The following is a 25,106-nucleotide window of genomic DNA, read 5'->3' as shown; positions in this document are numbered from 1 at the left end:
TGAATCAGGTGTTGATGGATGAGGGGCTGGCGGAGAGGTGGGGGTGAAAGGTTATGACAGTTTTGGGGCACATGACATAATTCAGATCATTAAGTCATGTGTTTCCAGAATTAAGCTAGCAGTAAAATGTGCTCCGTATTATCCAAGTTGTACTGACTACCCAAAGTACCAATCTAAAAATTCGTCGAATGATGTTGCGGACAAGGAAATAGCGCATGTAGGTAGTATTAATTCTAACAAATACAATCGCCCATCATGTATTTGGGCTCATAAAATAAAATCTGAAAATTTAATTGGATTTAAGTCGAAAAAAGATACTGAAAAATACGGGTATGTTCCGTGCAAAGTGTGCAAACCATAATAATTGACTACCATACAGATGGGTGGTATTGTATTATTTAATTATAATCATTTAAAAGGAGGGTAAAATGGCTAAGTATTACGTTTGTAAAACTACAAACAATCCTCGCTATGACCATGAGGTGCACAAAGACGGGTGCCAGTGGTTACCTAACCCAGAGAACAGAGAGTATTTAGGCGACTTTACAAGCTGTCATGGTGCTGTGCAGCAAGCAAGAAGTCGAGGATATAGTAGCGTAGACGGTTGTGCTACTTGTTCTTCAGCTTGTCATACAGGTTAACGGAGGATTAAGAACTGGGGGAAGCCTGAATTGCGAAGAGAGATTTCTAATTTGGTAGAACTAGGACATTTTTATTTTGGCTTGGCAAAGGCAACGATTTTTCTTGACATTTGGGCATATGTGGTAAAATGAACTTATTCAGAGTTAAAGATTATTCAACTTTGTACCGAATTTGGTCATTTCGGCACAAAACATGCCCAAACTCGCAAATAGCCCATATTTCGCAAATTCAAAAAAAATATGTTATCTTTTATCAGGGGTATTTAACCTTTCTGTTTAAAGGAGAAAGTTTACCATATTTATAATTATTTCAACCACCCCTGTGGTCTTTGACCCAGGGTGCGGGGGCTACGCAAGTAGCCCCCTGCTTATTTTATGGCGCCTGCAAAAACAACAATATACATCGATGGTTTTAACCTCTATCATAGGAGCTTAAAGCATACACCGTATAAATGGCTCGATTTTAAATCCCTATTCTCTAAAGTTCTCCCTGCAGATAAACACGATATTACCTCTATCAAATATTTTACTTCACCTGTTGCCCCCTTAGGCGATCCAGATCGACCAGGAAGACAGGAGATCTACATCCGGGCCTTACAAAAATGTATTCCTGAGTTGGAAATTTATTGGGGAAGATTTCAAGCACACGTTATAAGAATGCCATTAGCGAACCATTCTTATCCAGATTATTCATCCGATATGTATAAAAGGGATACTCGTCAGAATTTGGTTTTTGAAAGTGTTGTTAGAGTCGATGAAAAAGGGTCTGATGTGAATCTTGCGATGCACCTTTTGAATGATGGATGGTTAAAAAGGTATGATTGTGCAGTTTTAGTATCTAATGATAGTGACATTGCCGGCGCTTTGAACTTGTTAAAACTCCACCATCCAACTAAAAAGCGAGGCTTAATCGTACCGTTTTGTGCAGCTCAATTAAGAGCATCACTTCTCGGACGGCCCCTTAATCCCTCTGATGTCCTTAATGAATCGCGGGAATTGCAACAAAATGTTGATTTTGTTAAAAGGCTTCGCGAAGGTGTCCTCGCAGGTTCACAATTACCAAGCATCATTCCCGGCTGCAACATTTATAAACCAATGAGTTGGTGTTGCGGTGTTGTCGCAGAATATGCGTTTACAAAAGATGGTTTGGATGCGAGTTCCATAATTGCGCGGTGTAAACAAAAGGGTTATGTGACGGCGAATAACAAGGTGGACCCGAACTTTCTTAGAGTCGATAGAGAATTTAAAAGCTGGTTTCCTAAGTACACAAAAAAAGAATTTGATCAAATCCAGGCCACCTTGAATCAATTTCATTGAGAATGTTGGCAGAAATCTGGCACAACTGATCTTCCGATTATCAGTAAGTGTAAATTTGACAGATAGTTCTGCCGATTTTGAATCAGGTCTGACACCTGAAGGGCGCCTTTAGGCACAAAACTGTAGGAATATTTCTAACATGGCAACCAATAATCTTACTAACGCAAGAATGGTAAAGTACGACGAGTTTTATACTCAGTACAGCGATATTCAGAAGGAGATTGAAGCGTATTTGGATTATAACCCCGGAGTATTCCGCGGCAAGGTGGTGTATTGCAACTGTGACGATCCGTATGAGAGCAATTTTTTTCGCTATTTCGTGCTTAATTTCAACAAACTCGGATTGAAACAACTTATCACCACCAGCTACAAGCCTTCACCTGTAGCGAATACACAACTGCAGTTGTTTGGTGATGACAAAACTCTCACAAAATCAAAAGGTCGTCCAAAGTTAACCGCTAATAAATTTATTATCGATAAGGTACACGATATAGACGGCGACGGCGAATTTAACTTGAAAGATGTTGTCAAGCAGTTAAAGGCAAACAAACACAACGAATGGATACCGCTCGAAGGCGATGGTGACTTTCGTAGCGATGAATGTATAAATCTGCTGAAACAATCTGATATAGTGGCAACGAATCCTCCATTTAGCTTGTTTCGTCAGTATGTTAAACAACTTTATGATTATCAAAAAAGGTTCGTCATTATTGGCAGCATGAGTGCGATTACTTACAAAGAAATATTTCCATTAATTAAAGATAATAAATTGTGGTTTGGGAACGGTTTCCATGCAGGTAACGCATATTTTTTTACACCGAATACGCGCGATTTTGCTTCGGGAGTTTACGATCCAAAGACAGGTTTAGTGAAGTTCCGCAATGTTTGTTGGTTTACCAATCTCGACCACGGAAGACGTCACCGAACATTGCCGCTTATGACAATGAGAGAAAATTTGAAATACAGCAAACACAAAGAAGTTAAAGGTAAGAAAAAGTATGACAAATACGACAATTATGATGCCATAGAGGTGCCGTTTACTGACGCCATCCCGAGCGACTACGACGGAGTGATGGGCGTGCCGATCAGCTTTCTTGATAAATATAGTCCTGAGCAATTTGAGATTTTAGGACTTGCGGCCGGCAATATTAGAGGACTTGCTGGAATTCCAAGTAAAACAGGTAAGGATGGCCCATATATGAATGGAAAATTAAAATATGGACGAATTTTTATAAGGCGTAAGGAACAATGATATGAAAACAATTTTGAAGACCGACATCACTGTCAAAGATATTTGCAATGGGTTTGTCTATAACGAGCTGGAGGGCAAAGGGCTATTCGGCTTGTCTGGCAAACTCACTATTCAGCCGGAGTATCAGCGCAACTATATCTATGCTTCCGATGGCGGCAAAAAAGAAGCGGCTGTTATCGAATCAGTCCTCAAGGGATATCCAATAGGGCTGATTTATTTTACTAAAGTAAGCGACGCCAAATTGGAAGTTCTAGACGGGCAACAGCGCATTACCAGTCTGGGACGGTTTGTAACTGACAAATTCGCTATCAAAGATGAAAACGGTATGCCGCAGAATTTTAGCGGTATGGCAAAAGATAAGAAAGCCAAGATGCTAGAGACCAAGCTTACCATTTATGAATGCGAAGGAACAGAAAGCGAAATAAAGGAATGGTTTAAGACAATCAATATCGCTGGGGTTCCGCTTAGCGATCAGGAATTACTCAACGCCGTGTATTCTGGCCCGTTTGTGACTCTCAGCAAAGAGGAGTTCAGTAATAGCCAAAACTCCAACATCCAAAAATGGAGCGCATACATAAAAGGCAGTGCCAACCGGCAGGAATTTCTTGAATGTGCGCTGGATTGGGTAAGCAAGGGCAATATCGGCGATTACATGAGCCGTCATCGGTTTGACAAAAATATCAATGAATTAAAGAGATATTTCAACAGCGTGATCGACTGGGTTTCTAGTGTATTTACCGATGTTGAAAGCGAGATGCGCGGGCTTGAGTGGGGACGGCTGTACGAAGAGCATCACAAGAAAGCATATAATTCCACCAAAGTGTCAGCCGAGGTGCAAAAGCTTTATGCTGATCCATATGTAAAAAATCGCAAAGGAATTTTTGAATATATCCTCGGCGGCTCTGTTGACACAAAGTTACTCGAAGTGCGGGTCTTTGACGAAGCGACCAAGAGAACTGTTTATGCAACACAGACCGCCAAAGCCAAAGCTAAAGGTGCGTCGAATTGCCCGCATTGTGCTATGGGCCATGATGCAAACAAGAGCAAGATTTGGAAGTTAGACGAAATGGATGCCGACCATGTTACGGCATGGAGTAAAGGCGGCAAAACAGCATCCAAAAATTGCCAAATGTTGTGTAAAACACATAATCGGGCAAAAGGTAATCGATAGGCCCCAAGTACCTCCAAGAGGGTACCAATAAGCCATTAGCCCTTCCACCGTTGTGAGCAAAGTGCTCCTGCCGTATCGTCCCGCCTCTTTCCAAATTAATATTCCTTTCCATATTATTTCTTCTTATAATAGGGGCATCGCCCTGAACGGGATTTCGCCCACCCTGCCCCAAGGGCAGGGTGGAGCTCAACCTTACCTATGCCAAAACGCGACCACACAAAACTCATCTGCGATATCGGCGAACTGACGGAGATTTTTTCCGACGCGCCGAGTTTGGAATCGTTCCTTCAGCGGATCGTGGAGATGGTGGCCGAGCACATGGCCTGCCCGGTGTGCTCGATCTATCTTTACTATGAGGACACCGGAGACCTGGTGCTCAAGGCCACCAAGGGGCTGAACCCGTCGGCCATCAATAATGTCCGGATGAAGCTCGGCGAAGGGCTGACCGGCGTGGCTGTCAAGGAATTGCGGCCGATCTGCGTCAAGAACGCCAGCCGGTCGTCCAGTTACTGCCATTTCCCCGAGATCGGGGAGGAGCTCTACGAGTCGTTCATGGCGGTCCCGATCGTGCGCGGGGTGTCGCGCATCGGGGCGCTGGTCGTGCAGAATTCCAAGAAGGATGATTTCAGCGAGGAGGACGTGCGTTACTTCCGCGCCATCTCTTCACAGCTGGCGACCGTGATCGAAACGGCCCGGCTTTTGATCGGGTTCAATGAAAAGCAGGGCCGTCAGAAAGAGCCGGACAGTCTCAGCCACCCCAAGGTTATCCAGGGCCGCGTCGGGTCCCGGGGCTTTGCCGTGGCGCAGGCCGTTGTCCTGGACAATCTCCAGCCGTTCGCCAAGTTCCTGGCCCATGCCAAGGACCGCTCGTACAGCATCGACGATTTCACCCAGGCCGTCCGCAAAACGGAAGAGCGCCTTCAGGCCCTTCAACAGCAGATCGAACAAAAGCTCGCCGACGTCGCCTCGCTCATCTTCACCGCGCAGATCCTGATGCTGAAGGACAAGGCCTTTGTCGACACCGTTGCCGCAGGCATCCGGCGGGGCCTTCCCGCGCCCAAGGCGATCGTCGCGGTCGTGGAAGAGTACATGAAGAAATTTGAGGACCTGCCGACCGCGTACCTGCGCGAGAAAAAGCACGACGTCAAGGACATCGGCATCAAGCTGCTGGAAAATCTGGTCGGGATATCGGATGAGGAGAACGACCTGCGGGGAAAGATCGTGATCGCCGAGGAACTCTTGCCCTCCGACATCCTCAAGCTGTCCTCGCAGGACGTCCGGGGCGTGCTGCTGTTGAGCGGAGGGATGACGTCGCACCTGTCGATCCTGGCGCGCTCCCTGGAGATCCCCGTCATCATTTCCGACGCTCGCCATTTGCTGAAGCTCGCGCCGTCCACCATGGTCCTGATGGACGCCGAGGAAGGGAAGATCTACGTTGAGCCCTCCGAGACCATTGTCAAAGCCTTTGCCAAGAAGGACGATTCCCGCCTGAGCTGGAAAAAGGCCTGTGAAGCGATGAAGCCGGCGACCAGGACCAAAGACGGGACGCGCGTGCGCCTTTACGCCAACGTCAACCTCCTGCACGACGTCCAGATCGCCCGGGAATACAAGTGCGAGGGGGTGGGGCTTTACCGCACCGAGTTCCCGTTCATTGTCCGCAGTGATTTTCCGTCGGAAGAAGAGCAGTATGTGGTTTACAAGAAACTGGTGGACGGCATGGGCGGCAAGGAGATCGTCTTCCGCACGCTGGACATCGGAGGGGACAAGGTGTTGTCCTATTACGATTACGGGCATGAAGAAAATCCTTTTCTGGGATTGAGGTCCATCCGTTTTTCTCTGCGGCACAAGGACATCTTCGCCCAGCAGTTGCGGGCGATCCTGCGCGCGGGCGCCGGGGCCGAGATTCGCATCATGTTTCCCATGATTTCCTCCCTGGATGAACTGCTGGAAGCCAAGCAGGTGGTGCGCGAGTGCGCGGCGGATTTGAAGAAGGAAGGGATCGTCTGCCATTCCACCCCGCCCATCGGCATGATGGTCGAACTGCCGGCGGTTTTGGAGATCATTGACGAACTGGCCGAAGAAAGCGATTTTTTCAGCATCGGGACCAACGATTTTATCCAGTATATGCTGGCCGTGGACCGCACCAACGAAAAGGTCGCGGATTTTTACCTGCCGCACCACCCGTCTATCCTGCGGTCGTTGAAAAAGATCGTGGACGCGGCGGCCAAGCACGGCAAGGACGTGTCGGTCTGCGGGGATATGGCCCATGACGAGAGGTATGTGCCGTATTTCCTGGGCATCGGCATCCGCAAGTTCAGTCTGGACCCGCGGTTTTTTCCGAAAATCCAGAAAACGGTGGAATCGACAAATCTGCCGGAGGCGGTCCGCCAGGCGCAGAAACTTCTGGGCCGCGACAGGGTCAGCGATCTTAACGCGGTGTTTGAGCGCAAAGCAAAGGCGGGGTCATGAGAGCGCGGATCTTTTTGTCCATTTTGATCTTCCTGTGCGCCGCCTGTCCTCCGGCGGCCGCGATCGACATGCCGGAAAAGGGCGTGCACAAGGAATATCACCCCAACGGCAAGGTCAAGACGTTTCTTCGTTTTAATGACGAGAAACTGGTCCGCCGGCGGCTCTTTTACCAGAACGGGCGGCTGATGTCCGATTACATTTATAAAGACGGCCGGCTGATCCAGACCAGGATATTCCACGAAAACGGACGGCTGAAAAGCGAATGGTCGCTGAAAAGCGGCGTCTCAAAAATTTATAACAGCGAAGGCAGGCTCATCCGGCAAGGCGTTTATCCTTAGCCCCAACGAGCGTCCCGACAACTTCTCTCAGGAGGAGAACCCATGGCGGCCGAATATCAGCGCAGTCTCTTGCTCCACGTCAACAGGTCCCAGCAACGCATCATCTTCCCGATCATGGTCTGCTGTTTCATCGCCAGCGTGATCTCGTTTGCCACGCTGTGTTATCTGTATTACATCGGCGAGCATCTGATGCTGTTAGCCGAGGTCGACATTCACCAGTTCCACTGGGCCCTGCCGTGGTTCGTGGACATCAAGCGTTTCAACGGCGTGGCCCCGCTGTTTTTTATCAGCACCGGGGTCCTGCTTTTGGTCCTTGTGTACTGGACGTATTACGTCTCCAACATCATGGTCGGCCCGTATGAGCGCGTTCTCCGGGAACTGGACGCTCTGATCGCGGGAGAGTCCAAGGGCCCGATCCATGCGAGAAAAGGGGATGAGGTGTTCGAGGCGTTGATCCAGAGGATCAATATTTTGGCAGAGAAGGTGCAGAAGGGTTGAGAGGAAGAGTTGAGAGGAAGGGTTGAGGGGAAGAGTTGAAAGGAAGGGTTGAGGATTCCCGTTGCCTCCATACCATTTTCCCTCTCCCCTTGTGGGAGGGGGTAGGGGGAGGGGGCATACCGATGGCAATATCAGCAGTGGTTCCCCCCTCCCGTGCCCTCCCCACGGAGGGGGAGGGAAGAATTGGGGTAACCCTCCCCACGAAGGGGGAAGGAAGAGATGGAGTTGCTATCTCCCCCTCCCGTGCCTTCCCCACGGAGAGGGAGGGGAGAGTGGAGTTTCTTGATGGAAATTATTGATTCAGTCCCGAAAGAGAAGCTGGTCGCTTTTTCAGGCGAGCATCTTTATTATGAGATCTCGATGCTTTACGGGGTCAGTCAGTCCCTGATCCGGGGGACCACGCACCTGCATATCTATAATGCCATGCTGGAATCCTTTGTGATCCACGCCAGCGTGATCATCGATTTCTTCTACAAGCCGCAATCCGGCCCGGAGGACGCCAAGGCCGTGCATTTCATGTCCGATGTCAAGGAGTGGAGGGCCGTCCTGCCGCCGATCGACAAGGATTTCCGGGATTTTCAGAAAAAACGGAACCGCCATGTTGTCCACCTGAGTTACGACCGGCTGAACGTCAGACCCGAGGACAAAAAGTGGGGCTCTCCCAAGCTGACGCGGAAGATCCGCAGGATCGTGGACCTGTTTCTGGAGTACGCCGACCCTGACAGGGTCCATCCGCGGCTGTATGAACTGCGCTCCGCGCCCGCCGCCCGCTGATCCCGCCAACAGAAAGCCTTCCCTGAGGAATGGGAAGGATGGCTTTCTGGGCGGGATTCCGCTCCACGGCATTTTGGATGGAAAGGTGACGAGGCTGTCCCTCGACGCGCTGCTCGGGATGGCGGGCGAAAGTCGAGCCATAAAGCCGTGGAGATTCTCGAGCATTCTTTGAAAGGTTTGGTTGATTTGCCATCGGGGGGAGGGTAAAATAAACCCCGTCGCCGTCAGGGTCCCGGACAATCATATGCCAAAGACCATTTCTTTTCTTTCCGTTGTTTTTTCCTTCCGCAACGAGGAGGCCGTCCTCCCGGAGCTGGTCCAGCGGACGCGCCGCGTCATGAAAGACGAACAGGCGGCCGGCCGCGCCGGGTCGTATGAGCTTGTTTTTGTCAATGACGCGTCCTCGGACCGTTCTCTCGATGTCCTCAAGGACCTGGACCGCGGGCACGGTGACATCCGCGTCATCAGCATGTCGCGGCGTTTCGGCGTCTCGCCCTGCGTTCTCGCGGGGATGGAGCACGCCTCGGGCGACGCGGTCGTTTACATGGACGCGGACCTCCAGGACCCGCCGGAACTGATCTCCGAGATGGTGGCGGCTTTCGTGAAAGAGGGGGGAGTGGACGTTGTTCACACGGTCCGCAAGTCGCGCAAAGGGGAGTCCGTGACCAAGATCCTGCTGACGCGCCTGGCCTACTGGATCCTCAACCGGACCGCCTCGATCCCTCTGCCGGTGGAGGCCGGGGACTTCAAGCTGTTGTCCCGCCGGGTCGTCGATCACCTGACAGCATTGAAAGAAAAGAAGCCTTACATGCGGGGGCTGGTCTGCTGGGTCGGTTTTCAGCACGCCTATGTGTCCTATGAACGCCAGCCGCGCTTCGCCGGGAATACCAAATTCCCGATCCTGAACCCGGCCGTCATCAACAATTTTTTGGAATCCGCGCTCATTTCGTTTTCGTCCGCGCCTCTGAAGGTCGCCATCTTCACGTCCTTTCTCGCCATCCTGGCCGACCTGGCCCTGCTGGTCCATGTGTTCTTGGAAAAACTCCAGGGCCGCGCCATCCCGGGGTGGACGGCGATCATGATCGCGATCATTTTTATCGGCAGTATCCAGCTTCTTTGCATGGGAATGATGGGGCTTTATATCAACGCGATTTATGAGGAAAGCCGGAAACGCCCCAATTACATCATTGAGAGCACCTATGGTTTCCGGCAGAGCCACCCTTCGCAGCCGTCTTAGTAACCCCGCCCAAAAGAGAGGACGCCCGTGACCCGCGATTGGTTCCAACGCATGAAGACCCGCAATCAGTATACCCTGGTGCATTTGAGCCTTCTTGCCCTGGGTCTGCGCAAAGGCAAGATCACCCTCAAAAAACTGCTCAACGTGGCGTATTGTTACTTCGCCTACACGTTTCAGTTGAAAAAATCCGGCCGCTCGCCTTACATGATCAGCATCGAGCTCTGGAACGAATGCAACGCGAACTGTGTTTTTTGCCGCGACAAAAAAGGCGTGATCTACGATTACAATCCCGGCGGGACGGGGAGCGGGATCGAAAAGGGAAAGATGCCGGCGGAGACGGCGATGGACATCATCCGCCAGTTGAAGGATTACCTTGTGGTGGCCGTGCTTTACACCAACGGCGAGCCGCTCATCTACCAGGACCTGGCCAGGGTCATCAAATTCGCCGAGGACAACGGCGTTGTCTCGGTGATCGCCTCCAACGGGATCCTGCTGGATGAGAACAGGTCCCGGGCGATCCTGGAGGCGGGGCTGGATTTCATCAAGATCCAGCTGAGCGGCTTCACCCAGGACGTTTATTCGGTCCAGATCCGCAGCGGTAACGTCGAGCGGCTGAAAGAGAACATCCGCAATTTTGCGCGGATGAAACGCGAAGGCGGCTACAAGACCCTGATCCTTGTGGATTACATCCTTTACAATTACAACCGTCATCAGGTGCCGATGGTCCGGCAGTTCTGCAAGGAAAACGGGGTGATGCTCAATTTTCGTCCCGGGAATCCCATCCACGGGCTTGAGGACAAGGAGCCGGCGCTGTCCACCGAGCCGCTGCCGCTGAAGATGTCCTGCGACTGGCTCTGGAAGGGCATGCAGATCAACTGGAACGGCGACGTCCTGCAGTGCTGTGAAGCGGTCGTGTGGAGCAAGCCCGAGGTTTATGAAAAATTTGAAGCCGGAAAGAGCCGGCTCATGGACGTCTGGAACGGCCCCGAGAGCATGGCCATGAGAGAAACCATGTCCGGCAAAGGCCGGGGCGCGATCCCCATGTGCACGAAGTGCCTGCGCAAAGGGATTTCGTTTAAGTGGTGAATGAGGCCCAAACTTACGGAGCGTTAGCGACGTAAGTTTGATGGCCGAATTCATCCCGGCGTCTTGCTTCATTTCCGAATTGTTTTTCAATTCGGAAACGGTTGAAGCAGCCGGGATTTGAGGCCCAAACTTACGGAGCGTTAGCGACGTAAGTTTGATGGCCGCCTGCCGGTAGGCAGGAATTAACCCCGCAGAAGTGATTGCGCAAGCAATCATGCGGGGTGAAGAATTTGGTTTACGGAACGCAGTGAACGTAAACCAATACCGGAACCCGTTCACTTCATTCAGGGTGGTTTGGCCCAGAAGGGCCAAACCATTCACCCCGGCGTCTTGCTTTGCTCCTGAATCGTTCTCTGATTCAGGAGCGGTAAAGCAGCCGGGGTAGCATTCATCCGGAGTTAGACACCTGTGTCCACCGACAACGCAATGCAAGAAACGTCCTGCCCCATCTGCGGCCCCGGAACGCCGTTTCGCGTGCGCTATCCGGAAAAGTTCGACCGTTCGTCGCTGGCCTTTGTCGCCCGCAAGACTCCGGACCACACGCATTTTCGCATCGTGCAGTGCAACAACTGCGGGCTGGTGTATTCCAATCCCATCCTCCCGGAAGAGGATATCCGGGGACTTTACCGGCGCAGCGCGTTCATCCATGAGGAACAGCTCGGGAACATGCTGCGGGATTATCTGGAGCAGTTTGAGGAAATTCTGCCGCTGATGAACAAGGAGAATTTGCTGGAGGTCGGATGTTCCAGCGGTTTTTTTCTGGACGCGGCGCGCAGGTCCGGGTTTGAAAACGTCCGGGGGGTTGAATTGAGCGTTGAAGCCGTGGCCAACGCCCCCGAGTCCGTGCGCGGGAGCATTGTCAACGACGAGTTCCGGACAGGGATATTCCCTCCGGGGCATTTCGACGCTGTTTGTTTTTTTCAGGTCTTCGACCATGTGATCGACCCGAACCGTTTCCTGCAAACGGCCCATCACTATCTCAAGCCGGGAGGGACCCTCCTGGCGGTCCATCACGACATCCGCGCCCTGATGCCGTCGGTGCTGGGGGCCAGGGCGTCGACGTATGACATTTCCCACATTCATCTTTGGGACAAGTCCACGATGCGGAAAATTCTGGAAAAGAACGGGTTCCGCGTCCGTTCCATCCGCAATGTCCGCAGCCGGTACCAGCTGGACCATGTTTTGCGCATGCTGCCTTTGCCCCGCCCCCTGAAAGAGGGGACCCGGGCCCTGGTGAAACGGCTGGGGCTTTCGGGCAAGGTCATCAAGGCCAGCGTCGAGAACATGGCCGTTGTGGCGGAAAAACCTTAAGGGCCAGGAGACCTCTCCCGCATGTTTTTACGCAATCCCCGCGATCATTGGCGTTTCGCCGTTTTTACCGGAGCCGCCTTGCTGGTGTACGCGCCCGCGTTTTTCGCCGCGTTCGGTTTTCACAGCGATTATTCGCTTCTATTCCACGCGCATGACGGGCACCGGTGGTTTTATCAATGGGACATCCTGGTCCAGTCCGGGCGTTTTCTCGGTGCTGTCGCCGCGTCGGTCCAGACCTGGTGCGTCCAGAGGATAGCGGATTTCACGTATTTCCGGCTCGCGTCATTCCTGGTCCTGCTGGTCCTGCTGTGGCAGGCCGCGCGCTATCTTCAGGAACGGCACGGCATGGACTGGTTCTGGTCCTCGTCCCTGGCGTTCGCCGTTTTCCTCCTGCCGTACAGCCAGGTCAACGTCCTCTGGTGCATGAGCTTTTTCCCGGGCACGGTGACGATCGCGCTGGCCGCGTTGTCTTATTTTCTGTTTGAAAAGGCGAGGGGGGACAACGCTGTCCTGTCGGCCCGGAGGCCGCGCGTCCGTTCCGTTGCCCTGCTGGCCCTTTCCTCGGTTTTCTTCATCACAGCTCTTTTTATCTACCCTCCGACGGCCCTGATCGTTTTTGCATTTTCATTCTTGAATTTCGTTGCCTTGCCGGGGCGAAACGGAACAAAAGCCTGGAAAGTCCTGATCGCGGATTTTATGGTTTTTGGCTTCTGCATGGCCGTTTATTTCCTTTTGAACTGGCTGCTGGTGACTCTGCCGATGATGAGGGCGGGCAAGGGGTTTTTGACGGCGCAGGCGTGCCTTTACAAAGTCAGTCTGACGGACAATCTTGTGGCCAAAGGGCCGCTGTTGTGGGATATCCTGACGTTGTCCCTGGCCGGGACCTGGCATCAATTGCTGGGCCCCTGGGGGGCTGTGCCGCCGGCCGCGACAATCCTTGTTTGCGCTTTGATCCTGTTGGCAAAGTCCCGGCCCGGGCAGATATCTTCCGGCGCGCTGTTCCGGACCGTCCTTGGGGGCGGGCTCATTTTTCTCTCGGCCAACGCGCCGACGCTGTTGGCCCAGGGGTGCTTCAGCATCGTGGGGTACCGGGTCCTGTTTGCCGGGTCTGTCCTCGCGCTGATCGTTCAGGTCCTCCTTTTGCAGGGCGCCGACCGCGCCTTGCGGCAGAGGGGCGCGCGCTCCGGCGTGATGAGGGCCTGGGCCGTCGTTTTACTGCTGGCCTGGACCCTGACGGCCCAGCGCAACGTCGTGGACGTCGTGCGCAATCTCACGCGGGAGCTGGGCATCATCCGCGCCAAGGTGGCGACCTCGGATTTCTCCAGGATCGAGCAGTTCAATGTGGTCATGATCCCCCCGGATCAGGGCCTCACCCTGATCGGCCGCGACCTCCCGTTTGAATTCAGCTATATGATGACGTCCCGCGATCATTTCCAGCCGGCCCTCATGGAATTCCTGCGGGAAATCCCGAAGCCCCTGACGGTGGAATTCATTTTCGTGAACGCCATGCCGGGAGAAATCATTTATTTCGATGACAAAAGCGAGGTCATCGATTTTAACGAGCATCGCCCGGGGAATCCTTCGGCCCCTTACCTGCGGGAGCGCGCCTGGGTTTCTCTCCCCGAGCCGTTGCCGTGGAAGGTCAGGCTTGTTTCCATCAATTTGAAGAGATCGGCGCTGTTCAAGTTCGCCCAATTCACCGATCAGGGGATTTTCGGGTTTTGGGATATCACGGATAAAAAATCTCCGTCCTGGCTGAGGGTCGATTTCCTGGGAGGCCCCAAGGATGTCTCCGGGATACGGGTGGTGGGATATCAGTACTACGGCGTTCCGATGATCACTTTGCCGAATGGCCGCCTGCAGGGCTCGGATGACGGGGATTTCTGGAAAGAATTGCCTCTCGCCGCTGATCAGGCGCCGGATGCGGAGCCCGGCGCGCGATTATACTACGTGACGGGGGTCCCGCATTTTTACCGGAAATACCGCGTCCTTTTCGAGATGGACGGCGCGGCCCAGGGGATGAGGGTCGAGTCTGTGCAGATGATCTTCCGTTGAGAATTTTAACGGGGCCGGCCCACGGCCTGATCGCGGAGGAAAAGCCCCAGGATGCCGGCGAAGGTTTCCACGCCCGTGTCCGTCAGATGGCAGACGTCGCGGAAAAATCGTCCGTCGTGGGGGAGGAAGGCATTGGCGTCGAGGTAAAGCGTTTTTTCCCGGCTTGCCAGGCCGGCCAGGATATCGTTGTGGGCCAGGACCCCTTTGATGACGTTCTCGGGGCGGCCCCAGATTTCCAGGGGGAACGCGTTTTCGCCGTAGCCGTAATCGAGCATTTTTCGGTTAAACTTTATTTCCGAGTAGTCCCGGGGGACATGGAACGCGAAGCCGATGAGCAGGACCGGTTCGCCCCTTTTCCGGGCCAGGGAGGTGATCTTCTCCATGTTTTTTCGGAACGGCCCGGCGGTGCGGATGTCGTGGCCGTACCGGGTCCATTCGGCGTCGGGGATGTCGGTCGGGACGAAACTCCGTGGGTTCTTCTTGACCCGGATGTCGACCGTTAGGGAATGGACGGTATACGGGAAGGTGAGAATACGGAAGAACGGATAATGCCGGAAAAAATTCAGTTTGCCGTACCAGGAGTAATGGGAGTAATCGTCCCGGAACATCCCCGGCGGGCAGTTGTTGGCGCGCACCTCGTTGATCGAATCGTACATCAGCACCAGATCGAACCTTTGTTTTTTCAGGGACTCGTATTTGAAAACGCTGTCGAGTGAGGAATGCCCCGGGTAGGAGGCATTGAAGACGCGGACGGTCTTCCCCGCCGGATCGCCCAGGATGGTTTGCAGGATCTCGCGGGACTTGTCCTGCCGGGCGACGTCGTAGAGCACCGAGCCGCCGAGAAAGAGGATGTCGAAGGAACCGTCGTCCTGCCGGATGGAGGCCTGCCGGATCTTTTTGATCTGCGGGTAAAAGAGGTCGATGGGGTCCGGCGCCCAGAACGAAAGCCCGGCCTTCCGGACCCAGTAGGCCCGGGACGCGATCTCCACGGGCGCGAGCAGAAGAATAAGAAAAATGAGAGAGAAAACGATGTGTTTGACGGATGGTCGCGCCATGAGTGTCCTTATTATATTATCGGACGCGCGGCCGCACAATCCGGATCTTAAAGATTAGGATGGAAGGCGCATGAGCACCTGGATCCTCGGACTTTCAGCTTTTTATCATGACAGCGCGGCCTGCCTTGTCCGCGACGGGGAGATCGTCGCGGCCGCGCAGGAAGAGCGCTTCACCCGGCGGAAGCACGACCCGCTTTTTCCGGAGAACGCCGTGCGGTATTGCCTGAAAGAAGCCGGGATCACGGCCCGTGACCTGAATTATGCCGGATTTTACGAGAAGCCCTTCCTGAAATTCGAGCGGCTGTTGTTCACCTATCTGATGCACGCGCCCCGAGGCGTGCGGACGTTCCTGCAGGCCATGCCGGCCTGGCTGGGCGGAAAGATCTTCCTCAAAGACATGATCGGCGAAAAATTGGGGTACTCCGGCGAGATCCTGTTCCCCGAGCACCACGAATCCCACGCGGCCTCGGCTTTCTATCCGTCTCCGTTTTCCGACGCGGCCATCCTGACCATGGACGGCGTGGGCGAGTGGACAACGACCTCGATCGGCGCCGGAGAGGGCAACAAGATCACACTGCTCAAGGAACTGCGTTTTCCCCATTCCCTGGGATTGCTGTATTCGGCGTTCACTTACTACGCGGGGTTCCGTGTCAATTCCGGGGAGTATAAGCTCATGGGACTGGCGCCTTACGGGGAACCGAAGTATGCAAAGCTCATCCGGGACCATCTGCTGGATTTGAAGGATGACGGTTCGTTCAAGCTGGACTTGTCGTATTTCGATTATTGTGTGGGCACGGTCATGACCAGCCCGAAATTCCACCGGCTGTTCGGGGGGCCGCCGCGCAGGCCCGAGAGTCCCCTCACGCAAAAAGACATGGACATCGCCCGGTCCATCCAGGACGTGACCGAGGAGATCATGCTGAAAATGGCGGACCATGTCCACCGCGTCACCGGAAAAGAGAACCTGTGCCTGGCCGGCGGGGTGGCCCTCAATTGCGTGGGCAACGGCCGGATTTTGCGGGAGAGTAAATTCAAGAACATCTGGATCCAGCCGGCATCGGGAGACGCGGGCGGGGCCTTGGGCGCGGCGATGCTCATCTGGCACCAGTATTTGCGCAATGAACGGAGGGCGGACAATGTCCATGACCGGCAGAAGGGCTCGTTTCTCGGCCCGGACTGCCGCGAGGAGATCGAATCTTTCGCGAACAGGGCGGGCGCGGTCTGTGAAAAGATCGACGCGGCCCGTTTGCCTTTGCGGGTGGCCGAACTGGTCCGCGACCAGAACGTGGTCGGGATATTGCGGGGGCGGATGGAATTCGGCCCGAGGGCCCTGGGCAGCCGCAGCATCATCGCCGACGCCCGGTCCGAACAAATGCAGAGCGTCCTGAACCTCAAGACCAAATTCCGTGAATCGTTCCGCCCGTTCGCGCCGAGCGTGCTGGAGGAGAAAAAGGGCGAGTACTTCGATTTGGAGACGTCCAGCCCTTACATGATGCTCGTGGCGGATGTCCGCGAGGACAAGCGGCTGTCCGCGGACGGCGGGAAGGCCGAAGGGCTCGGGAAATTGAAGATCAAGCGCTCGGTGATCCCGGCCGTGACCCATGTGGACAACTCCGCGAGGGTCCAGACCGTTGCCGGCGACGTGAACCCGTTCTTCAGCGCCGTGCTCTCCGAATTCGACCGGCTGACAGGGTGCCCGGTGATGATCAACACGTCTTTTAACGTTCGGGGAGAACCGATCGTCTGCTCGCCGGAAGACGCCTACAGGTGTTTCATGTGCACGAACATGGATTATCTGGTGATGGGCGATTATCTGTTCGACAAAAAACACCAGCCGGACAGGGACAAATACAAATTGGAAGAAATTTCACGGGTCCTGGATTGACAAATCAGATGCCACGGGCTTTGCCCGTGGCTTGATGCAGTACTTGGCCGTGGTCATCCCACGGCCAAGTGGCCGAGCGAAGCGAGGTCCCTTGACGGCATGAACGACAAAGAACAAAAAAATTTGCGTGTCTTCGGTTACGGCCTGGCCGTGATCCTTTCGTTTATCGGGATCCGGCACGGCATGAAGCACGGCTGGGCCGAGGTCAGCGGGATTCTTCTGCTGGCCGCCGCCGGGCTGGCCCTGCTCACGGCGCTCCGGCTTCCGGCGGTGGGAATGATCTACCGCCCCTGGATGAAGGCGGCGCATGCCATCGGTTTTGTTGTCTCCACGGTCATTCTGTCGCTTCTTTTTTATGTTTTTTTTACGCTGTTCGGGGCTGTCCTGCGGATCCTGAAGAAGGACCTTTTGGATGAGGCCGTTCGCCGGGACGCGGGATCTTACTGGATCGTCCGCCCGCCGGAAGAGCTGGGGCCGGAACGGTATAAGAGGCAATTCTAATGACGGCTTGACTTGCGGAGCGGGAGCGAACGCAAGTCAATGCCGGAATTAGCCCCGGCGCCTGCCCTGCGAAGCGGGGAGGGCAGCCGGGGTTCATGAGGCTTACAGAGCGATCATTTTATGTCCAAACTTTCCATTCTCGCCGAATTCTGGTTTTTCCTGAAAGCAAAGAAGCATTACTGGCTGGTGCCGCTGGCCCTGGTCCTGCTTCTGCTGGGACTGCTGATGGTTTTCGCGCAGGGTTCATCGTTGTCGCCATTTTTGTACACATTCTTTTAATGAGTCCCAAACTTGCGGGACTAAAGGCGAACGCAAGTTTACTGGCCGCCTGCCGGCAGGGGAGAATGAGCCATGAAACTGTCCGTCCTGATCCCATGCCGCAATGAGGAAGCAGCGGTTGAAAAAACCGTTGATGCCGTGGTCCGGCGGCTGGACGCCGCGGGGATCGCCTGTGAGATCCTGGCGGTGAATGACGGAAGTTCCGACGGCACAGAGGGGGTCCTGCAGTCCCTCCGCGCGCGGCTGCCAATGTTCCGGTATGTGAACAATCCCCCGCCCCATGGGTTCGGCTTCGCGGTCCGCAAGGGGCTGGAGCATGTCCAGGGGGACGCGGTCGCCATCGTCATGGCGGACGGTTCGGACGATCCGGAGGACCTTGTGCGGTATGCCCGCAAGCTCGAGGAGGGATACGATTGCGTTTTCGGTTCGCGTTTTATCCCGGGCGGGGCTGTGACGGGGTATCCGTGGCACAAGCTGGCCCTCAACCGGATGGGGAACCATCTCATTCAGCGGCTGTTCGGGTTCGCATATAACGACACCACCAACGCTTTCAAATGTTACCGCCGGACCGTGATCGAGGGGACTTCGCCGTTGACCTCCCGTGGTTTTGAACTGACCGTTGAGCTTCCCCTCAAAGCCATCCTCAAGGGGTATTCGTATGCCGTCATTCCCGTTTCCTGGGTAAGCCGCAAGGAAGGGATTTCCAAGCTCAATATCCATGAGATGGGAAGCCGGTATTGTGAGGTGATCTGGTCTTTATTTTTTAAGAAATCGTCCCGGTAGCACAAAAAAGCGGGGGATTGCCACATGCCAACTTTTCAAAGAGTCCACTTTTTCGTGGGAAGACCAACTTTCGACGCTTTTGCAACTATACCTAAATGTCGGGATGATTACAACACAGGATGATAAATGGTAGGTATGCCATTTATCATCCTGTGAATTAAATTTGACAAATTAGGGAGAATATACTATATTCTAATTGCACGAAAACATGCAACATATTGTATGAATACATACAATATATTGTTCATATGGTATACAGATTAACAAAAAATGATTTGGTAAGGACTCTTGCTGGATGGAGTAAATTTATAAAAAGAAAAGTACGTATTATAGCTTGCGGTGGCACTGCAATGACTTTATTAGATGTAAAAGCTTCAACTAAAGATATTGATTTCATGGTGCCTGACGATAAAGAATATATTTATTTAGCAAAAATATTGAGAGATATTGGGTATAAAAATGAGGGTGGATTTCGTTGGGAAAAAGAAAATGAATTCTTTGAGATAGATTTATTTGCAGGGAAAAGTATTCATACAACAGAATTATTGGAATCCCCTTTGGAACAGGGGAATCACATCTTCTCACAGAGTATAGGGCGTCTTTATCTTGGGATACTGAACTTTTATGATTTAATTTCCAGTAAATTGATTAGAGGTAATAGTGTTGATTATGAAGATTGTCTGATGTTAGTTAAATCTAAAGGAAAAGAAATCAATAAAGATCTATTAAGGAAAAGATATAACGAATTAATAAGTTATGATGTCTCGGAAAGCAGGATTCGTGGAAATTTAGAAAGTTTTCTTGTTAGATGGGGGAAAGAGGTGAAGTAAAATGGAAAATAAAGAGTTATTGCAAAAAGTGAGTAAATTGGGCTTCCCTCTTCTTGAGGTTGAGGAAAAGGATGACGTTAACCGAACATTGGCGGAAGTCGTTAAAAGTCGAGATGCTCGATTGTTTGAAGGATTCTCTGTTTTGTTGGCAAATGCCGTACGAGACGAAAGTTTTGGTTACGAAAAAGTAGAGAGTTATTTAACTCGAGATGATGATAAGAATCTGTTAAAAGGCCTTCTGCTCCTTTCGTTAAGCTTGTATAAGTCTTTAGATTTTTATTTTGGAAAGAATTTGTACTCAAAATTATCAGAAGAAAATTTGAATAAGCTGAAAGAGTTGAGAAATTCCTTTGCCCACAACGCTAATTTTAATTTGATGGGGTATGCTTTCTCGACCGAGAAATTGAAAGATGTATTCACAGCTTATTTAAGAAATGAGGTAGAAGAGGTTAAGAAACAAACAGAAAAACAAGAGGACTTCTCTGTGGAGTATGCGCTATCTCAAGTATTTTCCCCCAAGCAGAAGGAGCTTTTTTTAAAGCGAGTTAAGGGAGAGAATTTGAATAAAACAGAAAGAGAATATTTCTCCCGTACAGTAAAGAAAAAGCTTTTGGCTTTGGCTAACCCAGAAGTTCATCGTTTTGCCAAGCTTTTATTGGAAAGCACATAGCAGAAATCTATAAAATAAATGACATTTTTGTTGTAAAATATCAGCCGCATCTAAATGTTTTTCTAAAGAAATCTTTGTCCCTGTAGCTCAGTTGGATACCTGCCGGCAGGCAGGGAGCATTTGCTTCATATGTATACCGTTTATTCGTTGATATCCCAAAAAGATGGGCGTATTTATGTTGGGATAACATCGGATTTTGAACGCAGGATCAAAGAGCACAATGCTGGAAAAACCAGGTCCACCAAGGGGTTTCGGCCCTGGCAGTTGCTGTGCCTGCAAAGTGTTGAGAGCAGAATTGCAGCCCGGGAACTTGAAAAGAAATGGAAATCCGGGGCCGGTAAAGAATATTTAAAATTGATAAAACTTGAGCGCCTGTAGCTCAGATGGATAGAGCATTTGCCTTCTAAGCAAAGGGTCGCCCGTTCGATTCGGGCCAGGCGCGCGAAATTTTTTCCGTAACCATGTTCGGGAATATAACAGGAGTGAAGCCGCGTGAAAATTTTTAAAAGAGCCCTCGCTGTTTTCTTCATCCTCACCGTCATCGCGCTGGCGTGGTTTTACGTCTACATCCAGATGAACGGCAAACAGCTTGTTGAGGAAAATTTGAGCCGGGTGTTCAACCGTCCGGTCACGACAAAGCACGTGCAGGGGTTGTTCCCGCTGGGGATCATGCTGGACGAACTGCAGGTGGAGGGCTTGCTGTCCGCCCAGAGCGTCAGGATCCACCTGGGGTTTCCCGTCATCAGCGACAAACAGTTGGTCATCGGCAGTCTGCACATCGAGGACGTCGCCGTGCTTGTGGAGTCCGGCAACGGGAAATTCCGCCTGGGAAGGCAGACGGCGCCGCCGGAATCTGAAACCGCCACCCCGAAGGCGGCATCATCTCCGGCCTCCGCCCGTCCGGCGATGATCCAGGGGATATTGATCTATTACCTCGAGGTGGACAAAGGGCGGGTGGAATTCCTGGAGCCGTTTTTCAGCGCGGAGTATCAGGTCGGGCTGAAGGATTTTAGTCTCAAAGCGCAGTCGGTGTCCTACCCGATCAAGCCCATCCGGACCCGGTTCAATTTCAACGCGTTGATCGAATCGGGTAACCCCGGTCTCGCGGAAAGCCGGGTGGAAGGCAGCGGCTGGGCGAATTTTGTCAAACGCAACATGGACGGCAAGCTCCAGGTCTCCGATCCCCAGGGGAAGACGTGGCTCTCCGTGGACCTGAAGTCGGAGAGCAACGACATGGCGGTGGAAGGAAAGATCGATCTCAGCCAGATGGCCGGAGTCCAGGCGGAAACGTCGAAGGGTTCCATCCAGGATTTTGTGATCGGCGCCCTGCAGTCCAGCGGGCTGAAGGTCGGGTTAAATTTTTCCTTTAAGACCAAGATGGACGACTTCCATATCGAGCCCGTGTCCCTTACCGGAAAGATCGAATATGAAGAGAAGCCCGGGATCCCGCGGGGCGAAGAACTGAAGGAGATCGGCAAGAGCGTTGAAGAATTCGGCAAACAGTTTTATCAGGAAAGAATGACCCAGCCGGCCGCCAACGCCCTGCCCGGCGCCGGGCTGGAGGGAGTGAATGCCGAAGTTGTCAAATGACGTTTTTTTGGTAGAATATAGGCCTTCGGTTTCAAAGGTTTGAAAGAATCAATGGTGGGTGTCCCGGCGGTTTCTTGATGGAGCATTGAGGAAGCTGGGAAACTCCACCACATTTTCTAGATATAAGATTTAGTAGTGAAAAGGTATGTGGTGGGTGCCCCGAAGTCTCTAGATAAAGGCTTCAGGTAATCGGGACAACTCCACCACAAACTCTGGATGTAAGATTTGTTAGTTTAAAGGTATGTGGTGGGTGTAGCTCAGCTGGTTAGAGTACAAGAATGTGGCTCTTGTGGTCGCGGGTTCGAATCCCGTCACCCACCCCAGTTTTTTGCCTCTCTGGTAGAGAGAAAAATAGCATAAAGCCCTGATCGGCACGTCCGGTTGGGGCTTTTTGCATGTCGCGATGTTTCAAAAGGTTGCAGCGTATCTTGTTGTGCGTTTGTGAATTCTTTCCGTTAGTTTGTGCCTGCCGATTTCCAGTCTTCAAAAATAAGCTCCTGTTCGTCGGAATAATGCCAAAGTATCTCTAACTCGGCCGACTTTAGGCCTCGCCTAGTAAATGGTATTAATCAAAATATACAAGCAAGATCGGTGTAGATACCATGTCCTCAGTCGGCATTTACTATCGATGGGTAGAGATAAGCAGGATTATTGGGCGATCGATTGGAGCAGGGAATCCCAAAGTGCACGCTGCTTCTGCCAGTCACCTTCGGCGGTGATTGGACGCATTTTGTACTCGGGGATTTTGAAGAGACGCTTTTCATCTGAAAAGATGATCGCTTCTTGAATATCGGGAGAGAGGTTGAGCATGTTCATGGTCTGGCACACTCGAGCATGGGCCAGCTCGATCCATTCCGCGATCCGGGGTAAGGAATGGCCTTTTTGTTCATGGAGTTCCCTGATTTGGTGGGCCAGGATGAGATCTTGCCTGACGAAAGGTTCTTTCCCGACTTCGATTGACTTCTTGTGTGCCGGGATGCGTTTCAATTCATCAATGCGTAGCGGGAGTGAATGGCTTTCGTCATTGAGGAGTATGATTTCGAGCGTGACATTATGCGCATCAAAGTCGGCTTTTTTGACGACGGATTTAACTCGGGTGATCTTTTGTTCCAGCGTCAGGATATTCCAGCGCTCGCTATCAAAGGTGTTGTCCGTGACGAGCGTCCTTAGGCATTCCATAAATTTGTTCTCGATGGCATGAGCCGCGACGTTGCGGGTGGGGCAGACATGGTATCCGCGTTTTTGGGCGTTCAGGCAGACGTAGTAATGGTAGCGGTTCGTGCCTTTCTGTGAATAAATATAGTAGGTGCTCGAGTTGCACGCCTTGCACCGGAGGATCTGACTCAAGAGACCGATGCTTTTTGCTGTGCCCGCGACCTTTCGTTCACGCCAATTATCGGCGAGGGTTTGCTGAACTTTCTGAAAATCCTCATCAGTGATGATCGCTTCATGTTCGCCGGGATAGATCTCATCATGATAACGGACCTTTCCGGTATAAAGGACGTTCTTTAGGATTAATTGAATTCCGGTGTTTTTGAATTGCAGGCCGCCAAAACGAATCCCTTTGTCGGAGACAAAACTTTGCGATTATACCTGGGTACAATTGATTTTTTTGGTTTCGTTCTTAATATAATAGCATGAGGTTGATCCTTGCTTGTTGCGATAATCGTGGAGATAAAGGTGCCACAATTAAGGTTTAAGCGCCGCAGCATAAGTTTTGCGTGTAGAGAATCGCGCTCTGAACGAGATTAGGAAAGATAGATTGGAAGCAGTTCTAGTTTCCATGAAAGATTGATTCTTTACGAAAGTCAACATTGAGACGCCGGCATTTGTAGAAAAAGGTGTGTTTAATTATTTAAATAAAAAAGAAGACTTAACATGGTAAGGAACGAAATTCGCTGGATGATTAGGGCAGTAGCCCATTGCAAAGAAGGTCACTGTCTATCGTCCGGGGTAGGACAATAATTACCTAATTTATATTTAATCGGTTAGCGCTGAAAAAATTCAGGACTAATTGTGGCAGGCCTTATGAAGAGAAATTTTCGCTTAATACAATGTGGCTTGATCCTTCCTTTGGTGTTCTCCATGATTTATTGTTGCTGTCTCAGGGGGGAGGCTAACGCGGCGATAATGGGAATATTTCCCCAGCAGTCAAAGGGAGCGATGCAAGATCATACATGTTGCCCGCCAACTAAAAGTCCGCATAATAAAAAATGCGACTGCCAGCACATTGTTGGTACAGTCGAGAATGGCATGTCACAAAAAGTCGTTGTTAGCCCAAAGACGAATTGGTTACCCCATCCTAGCCCTTTTGTCGCTGAGATCGGCAACTCCATTATCGCTTCAGGTGGTCCATCTGGCCGAGTTTTTTATATTTCTCTTACCCAATATAGTCAAAGTGACCCTCCGATTTATCTCTCCAATCGAGTCTTCCGTCTTTAATCTCAGCGGGTAAATTCCCCGCAGCTTGCTGCGTTTCCTTTTTTGCAGTTAACTGTGGATACTCCGTCAGCTTAATGCGGGGTAGTTCATTGTTCTTCAAAATTCTGATTCATTTTAGTTTATTCCTTTATCAATTTTGAAGTTTTTAAAATGGAGACTCAAAATCAAAAGAATACTCATTCTCACAGGTGCTATTGCTATCGCATTGACTCCGAGGAGGTAAGAAATGAAAAATCACAATCACGGGTTATGGATGGTCATCGGTTGCGTACTGCCGTTACTTTTTATTTTTTTATTACCGGCTTTTGGGATCAGAAGTAACAATACATTTTTGTTTTTTGTCATTGCGATGTTTGCCTGCCATTTTTTGATGATGGGCAGTCATGGGCAAGGGCATCAGCATGAAGATGAAAATCACGATAAAGATAAAAAGGAAGAAGGCCATGAAGGGCATGAAAAGAAGGAAGGGCCTGCTGCTGGTCATGGGGGCTGTCATTAAATTCCTTTAATTAAAATCGCAGGAGAACAAACTGTTCAAGACTGAGAGGAGAAAATTATGGGTGCCATCAATGTTAAAAAGCTTGGATTAGCCGTGGGATTAACTTTCGTCATTTTACGCTCGGGATGTGTAATCGTTCTTTTAACAACCACCCGAGAACAGTCAGTTTTATTTTTTAATACGCTCTTACACGGGCTTGATGTCAGTTCGATTTTAAGAACGGGAATGTCTGCCTTGGAAATGACCTATGGAATTATCCAGATATTTATTTTGGGATGGTTGACTGGAGCAAGTATCGCAAGTATTTATAATTTCCATCTTATTAAATTCGATAACGAAGCAAAATCAATGAACATATAAAAACAGAGGAGAAAAAATGAAAACGTTACTATCACTGCTTTTAATGACACTAATGCTTGGAAC

Annotated in this window: 24 protein-coding genes and 2 tRNA genes; 24 read left to right on the top strand and 2 right to left on the bottom strand. The window is 51.4% G+C overall.

The features are described 5' to 3' along the window. The first annotated feature begins 428 nt into the window (after positions 1–428). From Q8Q08_04380 to Q8Q08_04325, 12 genes are all read left to right on the top strand, one after another. Complete coding sequence (locus Q8Q08_04380; GenBank protein MDP2653249.1) at positions 429–641, top strand: hypothetical protein; 213 nt, start codon at positions 429–431, stop codon at positions 639–641. A gap of 375 nt (positions 642–1,016) precedes the next feature. Further along, positions 1,017–1,958 carry an NYN domain-containing protein gene (locus tag Q8Q08_04375; GenBank protein ID MDP2653248.1) on the top strand — a complete coding sequence of 314 codons (942 nt, stop codon included), beginning with the start codon at positions 1,017–1,019 and terminating at the stop codon, positions 1,956–1,958. Positions 1,959–2,097: 139 nt separating this feature from the next. Then, positions 2,098–3,210 carry an adenine-specific methyltransferase EcoRI family protein gene (locus Q8Q08_04370; GenBank protein ID MDP2653247.1) on the top strand — a complete coding sequence of 371 codons (1,113 nt, stop codon included), beginning with the start codon at positions 2,098–2,100 and terminating at the stop codon, positions 3,208–3,210. A 1-nt stretch (position 3,211) separates the two neighbouring features. Beyond that, positions 3,212–4,381: a DUF262 domain-containing protein gene (locus Q8Q08_04365; protein MDP2653246.1), complete on the top strand. Its 1,170-nt coding sequence runs from the start codon at positions 3,212–3,214 to the stop codon at positions 4,379–4,381. Positions 4,382–4,579: 198 nt separating this feature from the next. After that, positions 4,580–6,850 (top strand): phosphoenolpyruvate--protein phosphotransferase, encoded by a 2,271-nt coding sequence (gene ptsP / locus Q8Q08_04360; GenBank protein ID MDP2653245.1) that lies wholly within the window; start codon positions 4,580–4,582, stop codon positions 6,848–6,850. After that, positions 6,847–7,188 carry a hypothetical protein gene (locus Q8Q08_04355; protein ID MDP2653244.1) on the top strand — a complete coding sequence of 114 codons (342 nt, stop codon included), beginning with the start codon at positions 6,847–6,849 and terminating at the stop codon, positions 7,186–7,188. Before ptsP ends, Q8Q08_04355 begins: the two co-directional genes overlap by 4 nt. A gap of 42 nt (positions 7,189–7,230) precedes the next feature. Further along, positions 7,231–7,686 carry a hypothetical protein gene (locus Q8Q08_04350; protein ID MDP2653243.1) on the top strand — a complete coding sequence of 152 codons (456 nt, stop codon included), beginning with the start codon at positions 7,231–7,233 and terminating at the stop codon, positions 7,684–7,686. A gap of 285 nt (positions 7,687–7,971) precedes the next feature. After that, positions 7,972–8,460: a hypothetical protein gene (locus Q8Q08_04345; protein ID MDP2653242.1), complete on the top strand. Its 489-nt coding sequence runs from the start codon at positions 7,972–7,974 to the stop codon at positions 8,458–8,460. A 244-nt stretch (positions 8,461–8,704) separates the two neighbouring features. After that, positions 8,705–9,697: a glycosyltransferase family 2 protein gene (locus Q8Q08_04340; protein ID MDP2653241.1), complete on the top strand. Its 993-nt coding sequence runs from the start codon at positions 8,705–8,707 to the stop codon at positions 9,695–9,697. Positions 9,698–9,748: 51 nt separating this feature from the next. Beyond that, positions 9,749–10,783 carry a radical SAM protein gene (locus Q8Q08_04335; protein MDP2653240.1) on the top strand — a complete coding sequence of 345 codons (1,035 nt, stop codon included), beginning with the start codon at positions 9,749–9,751 and terminating at the stop codon, positions 10,781–10,783. A 426-nt stretch (positions 10,784–11,209) separates the two neighbouring features. Further along, entirely contained in the window at positions 11,210–12,094 is an 885-nt protein-coding gene (locus tag Q8Q08_04330) for a class I SAM-dependent methyltransferase (protein ID MDP2653239.1), read from the top strand. Positions 12,095–12,115: 21 nt separating this feature from the next. Beyond that, entirely contained in the window at positions 12,116–14,149 is a 2,034-nt protein-coding gene (locus Q8Q08_04325) for a discoidin domain-containing protein (protein ID MDP2653238.1), read from the top strand. Between the two features lie 5 nt (positions 14,150–14,154). On the opposite strand, the gene Q8Q08_04320 is transcribed toward Q8Q08_04325, so the two are convergent. Further along, complete coding sequence (locus tag Q8Q08_04320; protein MDP2653237.1) at positions 14,155–15,204, bottom strand: hypothetical protein; 1,050 nt, start codon at positions 15,202–15,204, stop codon at positions 14,155–14,157. 70 nt (positions 15,205–15,274) lie between these two features. Between Q8Q08_04320 and Q8Q08_04315 the strand changes: the two genes are divergently transcribed. From Q8Q08_04315 to Q8Q08_04270, 10 genes are all read left to right on the top strand, one after another. After that, complete coding sequence (locus Q8Q08_04315) at positions 15,275–17,089, top strand: carbamoyltransferase (GenBank protein MDP2653236.1); 1,815 nt, start codon at positions 15,275–15,277, stop codon at positions 17,087–17,089. Between the two features lie 99 nt (positions 17,090–17,188). Then, complete coding sequence (locus Q8Q08_04310; protein ID MDP2653235.1) at positions 17,189–17,590, top strand: hypothetical protein; 402 nt, start codon at positions 17,189–17,191, stop codon at positions 17,588–17,590. A 120-nt stretch (positions 17,591–17,710) separates the two neighbouring features. Continuing rightward, on the top strand, positions 17,711–17,869 hold the full coding sequence (locus Q8Q08_04305) for a DUF5989 family protein (GenBank protein ID MDP2653234.1): 159 nt from the start codon (positions 17,711–17,713) through the stop codon (positions 17,867–17,869). Between the two features lie 72 nt (positions 17,870–17,941). Further along, positions 17,942–18,652, top strand: a complete 711-nt coding sequence (locus tag Q8Q08_04300) for a glycosyltransferase family 2 protein (protein ID MDP2653233.1) — start codon at positions 17,942–17,944, stop codon at positions 18,650–18,652. A 248-nt stretch (positions 18,653–18,900) separates the two neighbouring features. Further along, a complete protein-coding gene (locus Q8Q08_04295) occupies positions 18,901–19,482 on the top strand; it encodes a hypothetical protein (GenBank protein MDP2653232.1) in 582 nt (193 codons plus the stop codon). Position 19,483: 1 nt separating this feature from the next. Further along, complete coding sequence (locus tag Q8Q08_04290) at positions 19,484–20,152, top strand: hypothetical protein (GenBank protein ID MDP2653231.1); 669 nt, start codon at positions 19,484–19,486, stop codon at positions 20,150–20,152. Positions 20,153–20,281: 129 nt separating this feature from the next. Beyond that, positions 20,282–20,530 carry a GIY-YIG nuclease family protein gene (locus tag Q8Q08_04285; GenBank protein MDP2653230.1) on the top strand — a complete coding sequence of 83 codons (249 nt, stop codon included), beginning with the start codon at positions 20,282–20,284 and terminating at the stop codon, positions 20,528–20,530. Further along, positions 20,521–20,594 (top strand) — tRNA-Arg (locus Q8Q08_04280). Before Q8Q08_04285 ends, Q8Q08_04280 begins: the two co-directional genes overlap by 10 nt. A 50-nt stretch (positions 20,595–20,644) precedes the next feature. Next, positions 20,645–21,742, top strand: coding sequence for a hypothetical protein (locus Q8Q08_04275; protein ID MDP2653229.1), 1,098 nt, complete (start codon positions 20,645–20,647; stop codon positions 21,740–21,742). Positions 21,743–21,988: 246 nt separating this feature from the next. After that, positions 21,989–22,065: transfer RNA gene (locus Q8Q08_04270), tRNA-His, on the top strand. A 325-nt stretch (positions 22,066–22,390) separates the two neighbouring features. On the opposite strand, the gene Q8Q08_04265 is transcribed toward Q8Q08_04270, so the two are convergent. Next, on the bottom strand, positions 22,391–23,089 hold the full coding sequence (locus Q8Q08_04265; protein MDP2653228.1) for a zinc ribbon domain-containing protein: 699 nt from the start codon (positions 23,087–23,089) through the stop codon (positions 22,391–22,393). 1,321 nt (positions 23,090–24,410) lie between these two features. Here Q8Q08_04265 and Q8Q08_04260 point away from each other — a divergent pair. Next, a complete protein-coding gene (locus Q8Q08_04260) occupies positions 24,411–24,683 on the top strand; it encodes a hypothetical protein (GenBank protein MDP2653227.1) in 273 nt (90 codons plus the stop codon). Positions 24,684–24,740: 57 nt separating this feature from the next. Next, the gene (locus Q8Q08_04255; protein ID MDP2653226.1) at positions 24,741–25,043 is read left to right on the top strand and encodes a DUF5676 family membrane protein; all 303 of its coding nucleotides are present in this window, start codon (positions 24,741–24,743) and stop codon (positions 25,041–25,043) included. Positions 25,044–25,106: the final 63 nt, after the last annotated feature.

The organism is Candidatus Omnitrophota bacterium, assembly GCA_030688425.1.
Lineage (GTDB): Bacteria > Omnitrophota > Gorgyraeia > Zapsychrales > JANLHA01 > JAUYIB01.
The sequence above is the reverse complement of the archived record's forward strand: the minus strand, read 5'-3'. Positions and strand labels throughout refer to the sequence as shown.

What these genes read in the sequence shown, in the direction of transcription:
- Q8Q08_04315 (MDP2653236.1), top strand. Translation starts at nt 15,275, where the DNA reads ATGAGCACCTGGATCCTCGGACTTTCAGCTTTTTATCATGACAGCGCG.
- Q8Q08_04320 (MDP2653237.1), bottom strand. Translation starts at nt 15,204, where the DNA reads ATGGCGCGACCATCCGTCAAACACATCGTTTTCTCTCTCATTTTTCTT.
- Q8Q08_04330 (MDP2653239.1), top strand. Translation starts at nt 11,210, where the DNA reads ATGCAAGAAACGTCCTGCCCCATCTGCGGCCCCGGAACGCCGTTTCGC.
- Q8Q08_04295 (MDP2653232.1), top strand. Translation starts at nt 18,901, where the DNA reads ATGGTATACAGATTAACAAAAAATGATTTGGTAAGGACTCTTGCTGGA.
- Q8Q08_04325 (MDP2653238.1), top strand. Translation starts at nt 12,116, where the DNA reads ATGTTTTTACGCAATCCCCGCGATCATTGGCGTTTCGCCGTTTTTACC.
- Q8Q08_04340 (MDP2653241.1), top strand. Translation starts at nt 8,705, where the DNA reads ATGCCAAAGACCATTTCTTTTCTTTCCGTTGTTTTTTCCTTCCGCAAC.
- Q8Q08_04365 (MDP2653246.1), top strand. Translation starts at nt 3,212, where the DNA reads ATGAAAACAATTTTGAAGACCGACATCACTGTCAAAGATATTTGCAAT.
- Q8Q08_04345 (MDP2653242.1), top strand. Translation starts at nt 7,972, where the DNA reads ATGGAAATTATTGATTCAGTCCCGAAAGAGAAGCTGGTCGCTTTTTCA.
- Q8Q08_04290 (MDP2653231.1), top strand. Translation starts at nt 19,484, where the DNA reads ATGGAAAATAAAGAGTTATTGCAAAAAGTGAGTAAATTGGGCTTCCCT.
- Q8Q08_04300 (MDP2653233.1), top strand. Translation starts at nt 17,942, where the DNA reads ATGAAACTGTCCGTCCTGATCCCATGCCGCAATGAGGAAGCAGCGGTT.
- Q8Q08_04335 (MDP2653240.1), top strand. Translation starts at nt 9,749, where the DNA reads ATGAAGACCCGCAATCAGTATACCCTGGTGCATTTGAGCCTTCTTGCC.
- Q8Q08_04350 (MDP2653243.1), top strand. Translation starts at nt 7,231, where the DNA reads ATGGCGGCCGAATATCAGCGCAGTCTCTTGCTCCACGTCAACAGGTCC.
- Q8Q08_04260 (MDP2653227.1), top strand. Translation starts at nt 24,411, where the DNA reads ATGAAAAATCACAATCACGGGTTATGGATGGTCATCGGTTGCGTACTG.
- Q8Q08_04255 (MDP2653226.1), top strand. Translation starts at nt 24,741, where the DNA reads ATGGGTGCCATCAATGTTAAAAAGCTTGGATTAGCCGTGGGATTAACT.
- Q8Q08_04310 (MDP2653235.1), top strand. Translation starts at nt 17,189, where the DNA reads ATGAACGACAAAGAACAAAAAAATTTGCGTGTCTTCGGTTACGGCCTG.
- Q8Q08_04375 (MDP2653248.1), top strand. Translation starts at nt 1,017, where the DNA reads ATGGCGCCTGCAAAAACAACAATATACATCGATGGTTTTAACCTCTAT.
- ptsP (MDP2653245.1), top strand. Translation starts at nt 4,580, where the DNA reads ATGCCAAAACGCGACCACACAAAACTCATCTGCGATATCGGCGAACTG.
- Q8Q08_04355 (MDP2653244.1), top strand. Translation starts at nt 6,847, where the DNA reads ATGAGAGCGCGGATCTTTTTGTCCATTTTGATCTTCCTGTGCGCCGCC.
- Q8Q08_04380 (MDP2653249.1), top strand. Translation starts at nt 429, where the DNA reads ATGGCTAAGTATTACGTTTGTAAAACTACAAACAATCCTCGCTATGAC.
- Q8Q08_04285 (MDP2653230.1), top strand. Translation starts at nt 20,282, where the DNA reads ATGTATACCGTTTATTCGTTGATATCCCAAAAAGATGGGCGTATTTAT.
- Q8Q08_04370 (MDP2653247.1), top strand. Translation starts at nt 2,098, where the DNA reads ATGGCAACCAATAATCTTACTAACGCAAGAATGGTAAAGTACGACGAG.
- Q8Q08_04305 (MDP2653234.1), top strand. Translation starts at nt 17,711, where the DNA reads ATGTCCAAACTTTCCATTCTCGCCGAATTCTGGTTTTTCCTGAAAGCA.